The 12,593-nt window shown below is 63.9% G+C and carries 13 protein-coding genes and 1 other RNA gene; 10 read left to right on the forward strand and 4 right to left on the reverse strand.

Features of this window, described 5'->3' with window-relative positions; genetic code table 11:
- Positions 1–93: 93 nt before the first annotated feature.
- A complete protein-coding gene (locus FJ867_RS13875; protein WP_140496880.1) occupies positions 94–795 on the reverse strand; it encodes a cytochrome c family protein in 702 nt (233 codons plus the stop codon).
- 191 nt (positions 796–986) lie between these two features.
- Between FJ867_RS13875 and FJ867_RS13880 the strand changes: the two genes are divergently transcribed.
- Together FJ867_RS13880 and FJ867_RS13885 are read left to right on the forward strand one after the other, a co-directional pair.
- On the forward strand, positions 987–1,715 hold the full coding sequence (locus FJ867_RS13880) for a 3-deoxy-manno-octulosonate cytidylyltransferase (protein WP_140556751.1): 729 nt from the start codon (positions 987–989) through the stop codon (positions 1,713–1,715).
- A 35-nt stretch (positions 1,716–1,750) separates the two neighbouring features.
- Positions 1,751–2,614, forward strand: coding sequence for a prephenate dehydratase (locus FJ867_RS13885; RefSeq protein WP_140817645.1), 864 nt, complete (start codon positions 1,751–1,753; stop codon positions 2,612–2,614).
- Between the two features lies 1 nt (position 2,615).
- On the opposite strand, the gene FJ867_RS13890 is transcribed toward FJ867_RS13885, so the two are convergent.
- The 3 genes from FJ867_RS13890 to FJ867_RS13900 are packed head-to-tail and all read right to left on the reverse strand — an operon-like array spanning position 2,616 to position 4,347.
- Positions 2,616–2,915: a Dabb family protein gene (locus FJ867_RS13890; protein ID WP_140496873.1), complete on the reverse strand. Its 300-nt coding sequence runs from the start codon at positions 2,913–2,915 to the stop codon at positions 2,616–2,618.
- Positions 2,916–2,934: 19 nt separating this feature from the next.
- Positions 2,935–3,876, reverse strand: a complete 942-nt coding sequence (gene nudC, locus FJ867_RS13895) for an NAD(+) diphosphatase (RefSeq protein ID WP_140817647.1) — start codon at positions 3,874–3,876, stop codon at positions 2,935–2,937.
- A gap of 51 nt (positions 3,877–3,927) precedes the next feature.
- Positions 3,928–4,347 (reverse strand): HIT family protein, encoded by a 420-nt coding sequence (locus FJ867_RS13900; protein WP_140556749.1) that lies wholly within the window; start codon positions 4,345–4,347, stop codon positions 3,928–3,930.
- Positions 4,348–4,492: 145 nt separating this feature from the next.
- On the opposite strand from FJ867_RS13900, the gene ffs reads away from it, so the two are divergent.
- The 8 genes from ffs (at position 4,493) to FJ867_RS13945 (ending at position 12,592) form a co-directional block, all read left to right on the forward strand.
- An RNA gene (gene ffs, locus FJ867_RS13905) (signal recognition particle sRNA small type) lies at positions 4,493–4,589 on the forward strand.
- 105 nt (positions 4,590–4,694) lie between these two features.
- Entirely contained in the window at positions 4,695–6,527 is a 1,833-nt protein-coding gene (locus FJ867_RS13910; RefSeq protein WP_140559691.1) for a DNA polymerase III subunit gamma/tau, read from the forward strand.
- A 30-nt stretch (positions 6,528–6,557) separates the two neighbouring features.
- Positions 6,558–6,881, forward strand: coding sequence for a YbaB/EbfC family nucleoid-associated protein (locus FJ867_RS13915; RefSeq protein ID WP_140817649.1), 324 nt, complete (start codon positions 6,558–6,560; stop codon positions 6,879–6,881).
- Between the two features lie 71 nt (positions 6,882–6,952).
- Positions 6,953–7,360, forward strand: coding sequence for a hypothetical protein (locus FJ867_RS13920; protein ID WP_140496863.1), 408 nt, complete (start codon positions 6,953–6,955; stop codon positions 7,358–7,360).
- A 196-nt stretch (positions 7,361–7,556) separates the two neighbouring features.
- On the forward strand, positions 7,557–8,516 hold the full coding sequence (locus tag FJ867_RS13925) for a cell wall hydrolase (protein ID WP_140556744.1): 960 nt from the start codon (positions 7,557–7,559) through the stop codon (positions 8,514–8,516).
- A gap of 98 nt (positions 8,517–8,614) precedes the next feature.
- Positions 8,615–9,220 carry a recombination mediator RecR gene (gene recR / locus FJ867_RS13930; RefSeq protein ID WP_140513120.1) on the forward strand — a complete coding sequence of 202 codons (606 nt, stop codon included), beginning with the start codon at positions 8,615–8,617 and terminating at the stop codon, positions 9,218–9,220.
- Positions 9,221–9,417: 197 nt separating this feature from the next.
- The gene (locus tag FJ867_RS13940) at positions 9,418–10,695 is read left to right on the forward strand and encodes a lytic murein transglycosylase (RefSeq protein ID WP_140817651.1); all 1,278 of its coding nucleotides are present in this window, start codon (positions 9,418–9,420) and stop codon (positions 10,693–10,695) included.
- A 253-nt stretch (positions 10,696–10,948) separates the two neighbouring features.
- Complete coding sequence (locus FJ867_RS13945; RefSeq protein ID WP_140496855.1) at positions 10,949–12,592, forward strand: ABC transporter substrate-binding protein; 1,644 nt, start codon at positions 10,949–10,951, stop codon at positions 12,590–12,592.
- The last annotated feature ends 1 nt before the right edge of the window (position 12,593 follow it).

Genomic DNA, 12,593 nt, shown 5'->3' on the forward strand with positions numbered 1-12,593 from the left:
CCATGCGCGGCTTTGTCGCCGTAGAGGCGGTTTTCCTAACGAAAAAGCCGGGCAGAACCCGGCTTTTTCAAGGTCGTCGAGACTATATCCGATTTATTGAGCAGGCGCCGGTGCCGGGGCGGCCGGAGCTGGTGCGGCGGGAGCCGCAGGCGCCGCCGGCTTGGCGGGAGCTGCGCCTTCGGCCGGCTTGGCCGGTGCGGCCCCTTCGGCGGGCTTGGCGGGGGCGGATGCATCGGCGGCAGCGCCCGGCGCGGGCAGCGGCTTGGGATTGTCCGACAGCGTGCGCAGATAGGCGATGACGTTGGCGCGGTCTTCTTCCTTCGGCAGGCCGGCAAAGCCCATCGCCGTGCCTTTCACGAATTTTTTCGGCGAGGTGATGAAGTGGTTGATGTTGTCGTAGGTCCACTTCTCGGTGCCGCCCTTGGAAAACTCCTTCATGCCGGCCGAATAGGCGAAGCCCTCATGCTCGGCGACCGGGCGGTCGATGAGATCCCACAAATCCGGGCCGACCTTGTTGGGGCCGCCCTTCTCGCCGGAGTGGCAGGCCTGGCATTTCTTGAAGATGGCAGCGCCCTGTTCGGCACTTGCGTTGGCCAGAAGATCCGCGATCGGCTTTTCGGCGGCTGCCGGAGCGGCGGGGCCGCCCTCGGCGGGCTCGGCGGCCTCGATGGCGAAGCCGGGCTTTTCCGGAGCGGGCGAGGCAAACAGCGCGTCCGACACGATGCCGACCGAGAACACCACGAAAACGGTTCCGAGCAATCCGGCGAGCAGCTTGTTGACTTCGTTGGAATCCATACGCCCCTTGCTCCCTTTTCCGGCGGACCGATCCGTCCACTCCGTCCGTCGGTATCGAGACCTGCCCTCCAGAGCCGGTCAAATCGCGCGGAAACTAGGTCTTTTGCTCCGGCGTTGCAACACCTATAAGGGCGCTTCCAGTGAGACCTTTTGCCACTTTCCCCTCCTCGTTTCGAACGCCCGCCAAACCGATGTCCACCTTGATCCTGATCCCCGCCCGCATGGCCTCGACCCGGCTCCCCGGCAAGCCGCTGGCCGACATTGCCGGCGCCCCGATGATCGTCCATGTCGCGCGCCGCGCCGCCGAGGCCGGGCTTGGCCGTGTGGTGGTGGCGACCGACACGCAAGGCGTGGCGGAAGCGGTGCGCGCGCATGGTTTCGAGGCGGTGATGACGCGCTCGGACCACGAATCGGGTTCGGACCGGATATTCGAGGCCCTGACGGTGCTGGATCCGGCAAACAAGGTCGAAACCATCGTCAATGTGCAGGGTGACCTGCCGACCATCGATCCCGCGATCATCGTGGCCTCGCTCAGGCCGTTCGAGGACAAGGCGGTGGACATCGCCACGCTCGGCGTCGAGATCGAGCGCGACGAGGAAAAGACCAATCCCAACGTCGTCAAGATCGTTGGCTCGCCATTGTCGGCCACCAGGCTGAGGGCGCTTTATTTCACCCGGGCCACCGCGCCCTGGGGCGAGGGCGCGCTCTATCACCATGTCGGTCTCTATGCCTATCGCCGCTCGGCGCTCGAGCGCTTCGTGGCGCTCAAGCCGTCGCCGCTGGAACGCCGCGAGCGGCTGGAGCAGTTGCGGGCGCTGGAAGCCGGCATGCGCATCGACGCCGAGATCGTGCGGTCGCTGCCGCTCGGCGTCGACACGCCGCAAGACCTGGAACGGGCCAGGACGATCCTTTCAAACTGAGCGCCGAACCGACACCCCTTCAACGAGAATTGGCCATGCCTGAAAAGACCAACAGAATATCCTTCCAGGGCGAGCCCGGCGCCAATTCCGACACCGCCTGCCGTAACGTCTATCCCTCGATGCAGCCGCTGCCGTGCCCGACCTTCGAGGATGCGTTCAACGCGGTCGAAACCGGCAAGGCCGATCTCGCCATGATCCCGATCGAGAACACCATCGCCGGGCGCGTCGCCGACATTCACCATCTGCTGCCGGAATCGAGGCTGCACATCATCGGCGAATATTTCCTGCCCATCCATTTCCAGCTGATGGTGCTGCCAGGTGTGAGGCGTGACGAGATCAAAACCGTGCACAGCCACATCCATGCGCTCGGCCAGTGCCGCAAATACGTCCGCAAAAATGGCTGGAAGGCGGTTGTCGCCGGCGACACGGCGGGCGCGGCCAAGATGGTCTCCGAGGTCAAGGACCGCACCATGGCGGCCCTGTCCCCGGCATTGGCCGCCACGCTCTACGGCCTCGACATCATCGAGGAGAATGTCGAGGACACCGATTCCAACGTCACGCGCTTCGTCGTCCTGACCAAGAACAAGCAGTGGGCCGAACGCCCGTCGCCTGACGCCAAGATGATGACGACCTTCATCTTCCGCGTCCGCAACGTGCCGGCCGCGCTCTACAAGGCGATGGGCGGTTTCGCCACCAACGGCATCAACATGACCAAGCTCGAGAGCTACCAACTCGGCGCCTTCACGGCGACACTGTTCTACGCCGACATCGAGGGCCACCCCGACGATCCGCTGGTCAAGCTGGCGCTGGACGAGCTTCGCTTCTTCTCGCGCGAGGTGCGGATCCTCGGCGTCTATCCGGCGAGTGAGTCACGCGAGCAGTGGAAGGTAGCGGATTGAGCTACCAGCCAAGGGGCACATAGTCGATCTCCATGAAGGTCTCGACTTCAGGAATCCAGCGGTCGCGCACGAAGGCGACGTGGTCGGGATGGTCGTTGTACCTGGTATAGGCGGCCTGGTCGGCGAATTCCATGGAGAAGCCGAACTGGTAGTCGTTCTTGGGGCTGACCTGACGCAGCTGTTCGAAATGGGTGACGCCCCTGATCGCCGAGAGGATTTTCCTGGCGTCGACCAGGAACCTTTTTTCCTCCAGCGAGTGCGGCGGATGCTTCAGCGTGAACACGACGGTATGGCGGATCATTTCCCTCTCCTGATTTCCCTTATTCGCTGTCGACCCAGGCGCGGATCAGGTGATGCGCTATGGCTCCCTTCGGCGGCGTGATCAGATTGCCCGGATGCTCCCTGGCCAGCATCAGGCGCACCTCGTCGCGCAAGAACCAGCGGCAGTCTTCCAACTCGTTGAGGTCGGCCTGGATGTCTTCATTGAGCGGCTCGCCGAAGCAGCCGATCATCAGCGAATAGGGGAATGGCCAGGGCTGGCTGGCGTGGTAGACGACGCGGCCGAGCCGGATGCCGGCCTCCTCCAGCGTCTCGCGGCGCACCGCCGCCTCGATCGTCTCGCCCGGCTCGATGAAGCCGGCAAGGGCGGAGTACATGCCCGGCGCGAAATGCCGGCCGCGCCCGAGCAGGCATTTCTCGCGCGTCGCCGTCAGCATGATCGCCACCGGATCCGTGCGCGGAAAATGCTCGGTGCCGCAATTCGGGCAATGGCGCTTGTAGCCGCCGGCCCGCATTTGTGACTCGGTCCCGCATTTGCTGCAGAAACGATGGCTGGCGTGCCAGGCGAGCAGTGCGGCGCCCTGCGCCATCGCTCCGGCGGCCGCTTCGTCGATCAGGCCTTGCATGTAGACCGAGCGGTAGTCGATGGCCTTGACCGTTTCGGGAAGCTGTTCCGGCTCGAGGCCGGCGGTCACCGCCAGCACCGGGCCCTGGTCGGAGAATCCGAGCAGCACGCCGCTGCCGGGCAAGGTCTGGAAGGGCAGGCTTTCGGCGACGCCGAACCAGGGGTCGAAGCTGCCGTCACGAACCTTCAGGTAGAGCCGGCCGCCCTGCATCAAAAGCAGCCTGGTTCCAGGATCGGCGAGCGCTTTGTCGACCGAATCGTCGGCGCGGTCCTCGGATTGTCGGTCGATACTGTTGCCGGCGAAGCCGACGAATTGGCTCGGCTCGCGCAAGGGCGCGTCAAACAGGCTAAAGCTCATGCGGACTCTGGGCGTTCGGGATGGACACGTTCGGGATGGACACGGGAAGGCTTATAGCGCCGCCCTTATCGTTTCGGCAAACCGGCGCAGCTCGGAGCGCTGATAGGGCTCGCGCAGGCCGTGTCCCCACACCGGGCCGGGCCAGCCGGGATCGCCTTCCGAACGGGCGATGACGTGGATGTGCAGCTGGCGCACGATGTTGCCGAGCGCGCCGGTGTTGATCTTGGTGCAGCCGGTCACCTTCTTCAGCGCCTGCGCCACCATATTGGTCTCGAAGGTCAGCATTGTCTGGTCGAGTGGCGTCATGTCGTGGATTTCCTCCACGCCCGGCCGCTGCGGCACCAGAAGCAGCCATGGCCAGCGGCGGTCGTTCATCACGCGCAGTTCACACAGCCCAAGCCACATCAACTGCTCGCTGTCCGCCTCCAGCCGGGTATCCAGCGTGAATCCGGCCTTCAGGCCCGGCAGCATCGGCGTTTCCCTTGCTTTTGGTGTTTTCCTCAGAGTCATGAACGCTAGAGCGGCTGCATCGAGGCTGCAAGCGAATCTCGTGGCTGGTGCAGCCGATTTGCCTGCGCCCTTGCATTTCGTCGCCGAATTGCCGATATGGACGGCGGGAGGTTGGTGGTGGACGATCCACTCGCCAACCGGGTCAGGTCCGGAAGGAAGCAGCCCTAACGAGCCCGGAACGGGTCATTGTTCCAGCCTCCCACCTCATCGGCCCTTCTCGCGACGTTGACGACGCATTGCAGCGCGGGCGAAACTATGCGCAGGAATCGGCCGCCTTTTGGCGCGGCCATTTGGAGTTTTGCGGGCGAATGAGCGAAGCCGGAAATTCGGGACCAAAAAGCCTGGAGATAGGCAAGGCTGGCGCCTATCGCGTGCTGGCGCGCAAGTACCGTCCGGCGAATTTCTCCGAACTGGTCGGCCAGGAGCCGATGGTGCGCACGCTCACCAACGCTTTCGCCACCGGCCGCATCGCCCAGGCCTGGATGTTGACCGGCGTGCGCGGCGTCGGCAAGACCACGACGGCGCGCATTCTCGCGCGGGCCCTGAATTATAAAACGGCAACAATCGACCAGCCTTCCGTCGACCTTGCCGTGCTCGGCGAGCACTGCCAGGCGATCATGGAAGGCCGCCATGTCGACGTCATCGAGATGGATGCCGCCTCGCACACCGGCATCGACGACATCAGGGACATCATCGAACGGGTGCGCTACGCGCCGGTCTCGGCCCGCTACAAGGTCTACATCATCGACGAAGTGCACATGCTGTCGACGCAGGCCTTCAACGGCCTGTTGAAGACGCTGGAAGAGCCGCCGCCGCACGTCAAGTTCATCTTCGCCACCACCGAAATCCGCAAGGTGCCGATCACCGTGCTGTCGCGCTGCCAGCGCTTTGACCTGAGGCGCATCGATGCGGCTGTGGTGAAGGCTGATCTCGCCCGGATAGCGGGCCTGGAAGGCATCGAGGCGGAAGACGACGCGCTGGCGATGATCGCGCGCGCGGCCGAGGGGTCGATGCGCGATGCTCAATCGATTTTCGACCAGGCCATCGCGCATGGCGGTGGTGCGGTCAGCGCCGAAGCCGTGCGCGCGATGCTGGGTCTCGCCGATCGCGCCCGCGTCGTCGATTTGTTCGAACATGTCATGAAGGGTGACGTTGCCGCGGCACTGGCGGAATTGCGCGCGCAATACGACACCGGCGCCGATCCGGCCGCCGTGCTGACAGACCTTGCCGAATTCAACCATCTCGTCACCCGGCTGCGTTTCGTTCCGGCCGCCGCCGACGACGCGGCGCTGTCGCAGGACGAGCGCGAGCGCGGCGCCGATTTCGCGCGGACGCTCTCGATCAAGGTGCTGTCGCGGACGTGGCAGATGCTGCTCAAGGGCATCCCGGAGGTGCAGTCGTCCAACCGCCCTGTAAGTGCCGCCGAGATGGTGCTGATCCGGCTGGCGCATGCGGCCGACCTGCCGACGCTGGACGAGGCATTGAGATCGCTGGAGAACGGCCTGCCGGCGCCGGGCGCCGCGCCGCGTTCGAACGGCGCGCCGGCGAGCCCCGGTAATGGCGGCGCTCCGGGTGGCAACGGCGCCAGCGCAGTGGCGCAGGCGCGCATGCCCGGCGGGTCGGGCGGCGCGCAGACCATGCGGCTGGTGGAAGCCGCGCCCGCTCCGGCCGCCTTCATTGCGCCTGTGCAGCCGGCGCCGGAGGCGCAGCCAATACCGCTGAAATCGCTGGCCGATATTGTCGCCCTTGCCGACGCGCAGCGCGACATCGCCTTCAAGGTGCTGGTCAAGCGCTGCATCCGCCTCGTGCGCATCGAGCCCGGCCGCATCGACGTCAGCCTGACCGACGATGCGCCCAAAATGCTGCTCAACGATTTGACGACCAAGCTGCGCGCTTGGACCGGTCGCAACTGGCTGGTGTCGCTGTCGAAGGAAGAGGGCGGCCAGACGCTGGCCGAAATGGAATCGACCAGGCGCGAGAACGCTTTGCTCGACGCCAAGAGCGATCCGACGGTCGCCGCCATCCTGGCGCGTTTTCCCGGCGCCAGGATCATCGACGTGCGCATCCCCGACGCGCCGGAAGCCGACGCGGTCGAAGCCGAAGTGCCGGTCGAGCCGCCGGCGGACGACGACGAACCCTGACGAAACCACGACTCTGCAAAGGATCGGACCATGAAAGATCTTCTCGGCCTCATGGGCAAGGCGAAGGAAATGCAAGCCAAGTTCCAGGCTATGCAGGACGAGATCGCCACGGTCGAAGCCGTCGGCCAGGCCGGCGGCGGCCTGGTCATTGTCACGTTGACCGGCAAGTTTGAGATGAAGTCGCTGAAGATCGACCCGTCTCTGTTCAAGGAGGATGAGGTCGAGATCCTCGAAGACCTGCTTCTGGCCGCTCACAATGACGCCAAGGCCAAGGTCGAGCAGATCATGCAGGAAAAGACCAAGGCGCTGACCGCCGGCCTGCCGATTCCGCCGGGAATAAAACTGCCGTTCTAGATGCATGTCGCCCAAGAGTGTGCGACGGTTTTGGGGATAACGACATGCATAAAGCCAAAGACTAGTTGGCCATGGCCGAAGAGCCGTCCGAAAGGCTGATCGAGCAGCGTATCCGCAACAGGATCTACGAGATCCTGGAAATCCTGGCCGATTCTGATGCCGGCGTCGATCTCGTCGGCATCAAGGGCTATTTCAACCTGTTCGAGGATTTCGTGCATCGCCCCTCGATCGAAGCCGGCACTTCGGCGCTCTCGAAGGAAGAACGCGCCATCGTGCTGGAGATCGCGGATTTCCTGGAGGCTGCCGGGGAGGCCAACCCCGATTTCACCAGGTCCGAGTTCATCGACAGCGACTGGCCGGGAAAGATCGCGCCGGTCGCCCGCAATGCGCGAGCATTGTTCCTGAAGCGCGGGCTGTTCTCGGAGAAATTCGAAGAAATTGAGCCAGGACGGCCGGCAGCGATTTCAGCCGGGCGATAATGCATGTTGTCCAAAAGCGGTCTCAGCCTGGACAAGGGCGTGCATAAAACAAAGGCTTGAAGCCCGGATCTTGCCACGTAACTGTGCCAGTTTGGCAACAGCATCTCACCAATAACGTTTTAGCCATCATTTTGCCCGAAAGTGTCTCATTCTTGCCGCAGCCTGGGGGCGGGCATCGAAGTGAGAGGGTTACCTGTTGATTGCCACGCGATGGAAGACGCCGCTGTTGCTCGGCGTCGTCACGTCTCCCCTGTTCCTGGCCGCTTGCAGCCAGACCGCGTCACACGGCATGTCCAGCCTGACCGACGCCATCACGCCGAGTTTCCTGAGCTCTCGCGGCTACCACACGCCGAAGGACAGGGAATGCCTGGAAAGGGCGATGTTCTTCGAATCCAACCGGTCGAGCCGCGATGGCATGATCGCCGTCGGCACTGTCGTGATGAACCGGCTGCGCTCCGGCAAGCATGGCGACACCATCTGCGCGGTGGTGGGCGAGCGCGGCCAGTTCGCGCCCGGCGTCATGACCAGGCCGATGAATTCGCGTGCCATGCCCGATGTCGAGGAAGCCGCCGACGCCGTGCTCAAGGGCGAGCGCAAGGCCAAGCTCAAGAACACGATGTATTTCCACACCGCGGGCCTGCGCTTCCCCTACAAGAACATGCATTACACCATGGTCGCCGGCGGCAATGCGTTCTACGAGAAGCGCGGCCGCAACTGGCAGCCGCTGCCGGACGAGCCGACGGTCGCGGTCGCCTCGGCCGAGCAGCCATCAGCCTTGCCCGGAGTTGCCGCGACTCGCGTCGCTTTCGCCGAGCCGGCGGCCAAGACATCCGATCGCACCGCTGCGGCCTACGTGACTGCCGCGGCGGAGCCGGTGCGCTCCGGCAAGGCGGCCCAGCAGACCTACGTGACGGCATCGGCTGCGCCGGCCGCAAAGTCTGCGCGCGTCCAGGAAAAGCCGACGATGGTGGCGATGCAGGAGCCGATGGAGGAACCGGACGCCGCTCGTTTTGGCGGGACCTTGAACACGAAGGTCATTTCCTCGGTGCAGGGCGCGCCGCAGGAAGCGGCGATGGGATTCCAGTCGACGCCTGAGAACACCGATGCCATCGGCGCGATGATCGTCAGCCAGAGCCGTCCGCTCGAAACCAACTGAGGCGGGCCGCACTTGACGGCCTGCCGGTGCTGGTTGGAGACGCGGTCCGGACGCAAAACCGCTTCGCACTTTTCGCGGAATTGCTCTAGATCAGGGCAATGTCCAAGCGAATCGCGGGTCCCGAGATCGAACGCCTGATCCAGCTCCTGGCCAAAGTGCCGGGGCTCGGTCCCCGCTCGGCCAGGCGCGCCGCGCTGCATTTGATCAAGAAGAAGGAACAACTGCTGTCGCCGCTCGCCGCCGCCATGGGCGAGGCGGCCGACAAGGTGCGCATCTGCTCGACCTGCGGCAATGTCGACACGTCGGACCCCTGCATGATCTGCACCGATCCACGCCGTGACGCCGGCACGCTGATCGTCGTCGAGGACGTCTCTGATCTGTGGGCGCTGGAGCGGGCGGCGGCGATGAACGTGCGCTACCACGTGCTGGGCGGCACGCTGTCGCCGCTCGACGGCATCGGCCCCGATCAGCTCAACATCCGCTCATTGGTCGACCGCGTCGCCGGCGGCGAGGTCAAGGAGATCATCCTGGCCGTCAATGCCACGGTGGAGGGCCAGACCACGGCCCATTACCTGACCGATCAATTGTCCGGTTTCGAGGTGAAGATAACGCGGCTGGCCCACGGCGTGCCGGTCGGGGGCGAACTCGATTATCTCGACGAAGGCACGCTGGCGGCAGCGCTGCGCTCCAGGACGGCGTTTTGACGCGATTGCGGGGAAGGATGCTTGTCACGATGATCCCGCATCCTCAAAAGTTGGCGTTCCGTGGCGCCCCCCTCTGTCCTGCCGGACATCTCCCCCTCAAGGGGGGAGATTGGCAATTTCGCAGCCGGCATCTCCTTTTCAACGGCGGTGTTTGGCGAAGGCAGAGACAACAGTCGATCTCCCCCCTTGAGGGGGAGATGGCCGGCAGGCCAGAGGGGGGCGCCAAGGAACGCGGCCTCCGCAAGTTCTGCTTTGCGTTTTTCCTGGCGATACTGGCTGCACTGTTCCTCTCCACCCCCGCCCCGGCCGCCAAAGTCGACAACCAGTTCCGCGCCTGGCTGCGGAACGATTTGTGGCCTGACGCCAAGGCAAAGCGCATTTCCAAGCAGACCTTCGATGCCGCTTTCGACGGCGTCAAACCCAATCTCAAGCTGCCCGATCTTGTCATGCCCGGCGAGAAGCCGAAGACGCCGCAGAAGCAGCATCAGGCCGAGTTCGGCTCGCCCGGCGCCTATTTCGCCGAGAAGACCATCCGCGCGGTCACATCGGGCGGGCGGACGCGCGAGGCGGCCAACGCCAGGACACTCGCCGCGATCGAAAAGCGCTATGGCGTGCCGGGCGAGGTCCTTTTGGCGATCTGGGGCCGCGAAACAGGGTTCGGCGCGGCGAAGATGCCTTACGACGCCTTCGAGGTGCTGGGCACCAAGGCGTTCATGTCGACGAGGAAGGACTTCTTCCGCACCGAGCTGCTGGCGGCGCTCGAGATCGTCCAGCGCGGATTGGCCCCGGTGGATGCGATGAAATCGTCCTGGGCCGGCGCGCTCGGCCAACCGCAGTTCATGCCGACATCGTTTCTCAAGCATGCGGTGGATTTCGATGGCGACGGGCGTGTCGACATCTGGAGCTCGACGCCTGACGTGCTCGCCTCGATCGCCAACTATCTCGTCCATTATGGCTGGGTGAGGGGACGTGGCTGGGGCTTCGAGGTGACCGTGCCCGAGAGCGTCTCCTGTTCGCTCGAAGGCCCCGACCAGGGCAAGACAATCTCGCAATGGGCCGCAATGGGCATCAAGCGTGTCGGCGGCAAGGCATTCCCGGCGAGCGAGCTGAAGGCCGAGGGCTTCCTGCTGATGCCGGCCGGCCGCAGCGGCCCAGCCTTCATCGCCACGCCCAATTTCTACGTGCTGAAGCAATACAACACCAGCGACCTCTATGCCCTCTTCATCGGCCATGGCGCCGACCGCATCGCCCATGGCGATGCGAATTTTTCCGGCAGCTGGGGTGCGGTCGGTGACCTCCACCGCTCCGACATCGCCGCCCTGCAGCGGGCGCTGGAGGCCAAGGGCTATGATGTCGGCAGTGCCGACGGACTGCCCGGCTTCAAGACCCGCCGCTCGATCGGCGCCTGGCAGGAAAAGAACGGCAAGCCCGCCACCTGCTTCCCCGATGCCGGCCTGGTCGCTGCTCTGAAGTAACTCCCACGTCAGGGTTTTTTCTCGAATGCGGGCCTCTGTTGGCCTTCGCATGCTCCGGCTCGCCCGCCTGCCACTATGATCCAGTGAGCCGACGCATAAATGCTCGTTGCCCGCCGCGAGGCCGCCGGATATGCTGTTGACCAACTGGACAAAAACCACGACGGTAAGTGGTCAAAGGGGGCCCTTGTCGGCCTGGAAAAACACCGCAACCCTGAGCCGGGAACTCAGGTCAACAAAACAGGGAACAATCACCATGATGATGGAAAAGCTTGCTCTACGATCCCGCATTCTGCTTGCGGGTGCCGCAATGTCGGCGCTGCTTCTGGCGGGAGCGCCGGCTGGCGCGGTCACGCCAGCCGACACGCTGGTCGAAGGCTTCGCCATCGATGACATCATCTCCATGGATCCGGGCGAGGCATTCGAGCTGTCGACCGCCGAGGTCACCGGCAACACCTATGACCTGCTGGTCCGGCTCGACCTCAGCGACACCTCCAAGGTCAAGGGCGACCTCGCCGAAAGCTGGACCGTCTCGGACGATGGCCTGACCTACACGTTCAAGCTCAAGCCCGGCCTGAAATTCGCCTCGGGCAACCCGATCACCGCGGCCGACGTCGCCTATTCGTTCGAACGCGCCGTCAAGCTGGACAAGAGCCCGGCCTTCATCATCGACCAGTTCGGGATCAGCGGCGACAATGTCGCCGAAAAGGCCAAGGCGGTCGATGACACCACCTTCCAGTTCATCGTCGACAAGGCCTATGCGCCGAGCTTCGTGTTGAACTGCCTGTCGGCCACCGTCGCCTCGGTCGTCGACGCCAAGCTGGTCAAGGAACATGTCGCGGCGGTCACGCCGAGCGCCGACTACAAATGGGACAATGATTTCGGCAATGCCTGGCTGAAGACTGGCTATGCCGGCTCGGGCGTCTACAAGCTGCGTGAGTGGCGCGCCAACGAGGCCGTCGTGCTCGAACGGAACGACAATTACTACGGCGAAAAGGCCAAGCTTGCTCGCGTCATCTACCGCAACATGAAGGAAAGCTCGGCACAGCGCCTGGCGCTTGAGGCCGGCGACATCGACGTCGCCCGCAATCTTGAGCCGAACGACCTCGACGCCATTGCCAAGAACGCCGACCTCACCACAACCAGTGCGCCGAAGGGCACTGTCTACTACATCAGCCTCAACCAAAAGAACCAGAACCTCGCCAAGCCCGAAGTCCGCCAGGCCTTCAAATATCTGGTCGACTATGACGCGCTGAGCTCGACCATCCTCAAGGGCATCGGTGAAATCCACCAGACTTTCCTGCCCAAGGGCGTGCTCGGAGAACTGGACAAGAACCCGTTCAAGCTCGACGTCGCCAAGGCCAAGGAACTGCTGGCCAAGGCAGGCCTGCCCGACGGCTTCAGCGTGACCATGGATGTGCGCACCGGCCAGCCGACAACCGGCATGGCGGAATCGATCCAGCAGACGCTCGGCCAGGCCGGTATCAAGCTTGAGATCATTCCCGGCGACGGCAAGCAGACGTTGACCAAGTACCGCGCCCGCAACCACGACATCTATATCGGTCAGTGGGGCCAGGACTATTTCGATCCGAACTCCAATGCCCAGACCTTTGCCTCGAACCCGGACAATTCGGATGAGGGCAAGTCCAAGACGCTGGCCTGGCGCAACGCCTGGGATATTCCGGACCTGACCAAGCAAACCGAAGCCGCTTTGCTGGAGAAGGATTCGGGCAAGCGCGCCGACATGTACAAGGATCTGCAGCAGAAGATCCTCGACACCAGTCCCTTCGTCATCATCCATCAGCAGCTGGAAGTCGCCGGGTTGCGCAAGAACCTCAAGGGTTTCGCGCTCGGCCCGAGCTTCGACACCAATTTCGTTGGGCCGGTTTCCAAGGAATAGC

Origin of the sequence: Mesorhizobium sp. B2-5-3 (assembly GCF_006441005.1) — a bacterium.
GTDB lineage: Bacteria > Pseudomonadota > Alphaproteobacteria > Rhizobiales > Rhizobiaceae > Mesorhizobium.

What these genes read in the sequence shown, in the direction of transcription:
- nudC (WP_140817647.1), bottom strand. Translation starts at nt 3,876, where the DNA reads ATGAGCTTTAGCCTGTTTGACGCGCCCTTGCGCGAGCCGAGCCAATTC.
- FJ867_RS13940 (WP_140817651.1), top strand. Translation starts at nt 9,418, where the DNA reads ATGGCCGGCAGGCCAGAGGGGGGCGCCAAGGAACGCGGCCTCCGCAAG.
- FJ867_RS13915 (WP_140817649.1), top strand. Translation starts at nt 6,558, where the DNA reads ATGAAAGATCTTCTCGGCCTCATGGGCAAGGCGAAGGAAATGCAAGCC.
- recR (WP_140513120.1), top strand. Translation starts at nt 8,615, where the DNA reads ATGTCCAAGCGAATCGCGGGTCCCGAGATCGAACGCCTGATCCAGCTC.
- FJ867_RS13920 (WP_140496863.1), top strand. Translation starts at nt 6,953, where the DNA reads ATGGCCGAAGAGCCGTCCGAAAGGCTGATCGAGCAGCGTATCCGCAAC.
- FJ867_RS13885 (WP_140817645.1), top strand. Translation starts at nt 1,751, where the DNA reads ATGCCTGAAAAGACCAACAGAATATCCTTCCAGGGCGAGCCCGGCGCC.
- FJ867_RS13880 (WP_140556751.1), top strand. Translation starts at nt 987, where the DNA reads ATGTCCACCTTGATCCTGATCCCCGCCCGCATGGCCTCGACCCGGCTC.
- FJ867_RS13910 (WP_140559691.1), top strand. Translation starts at nt 4,695, where the DNA reads ATGAGCGAAGCCGGAAATTCGGGACCAAAAAGCCTGGAGATAGGCAAG.
- FJ867_RS13890 (WP_140496873.1), bottom strand. Translation starts at nt 2,915, where the DNA reads ATGATCCGCCATACCGTCGTGTTCACGCTGAAGCATCCGCCGCACTCG.
- FJ867_RS13945 (WP_140496855.1), top strand. Translation starts at nt 10,949, where the DNA reads ATGATGATGGAAAAGCTTGCTCTACGATCCCGCATTCTGCTTGCGGGT.
- FJ867_RS13900 (WP_140556749.1), bottom strand. Translation starts at nt 4,347, where the DNA reads ATGCTGCCGGGCCTGAAGGCCGGATTCACGCTGGATACCCGGCTGGAG.
- FJ867_RS13875 (WP_140496880.1), bottom strand. Translation starts at nt 795, where the DNA reads ATGGATTCCAACGAAGTCAACAAGCTGCTCGCCGGATTGCTCGGAACC.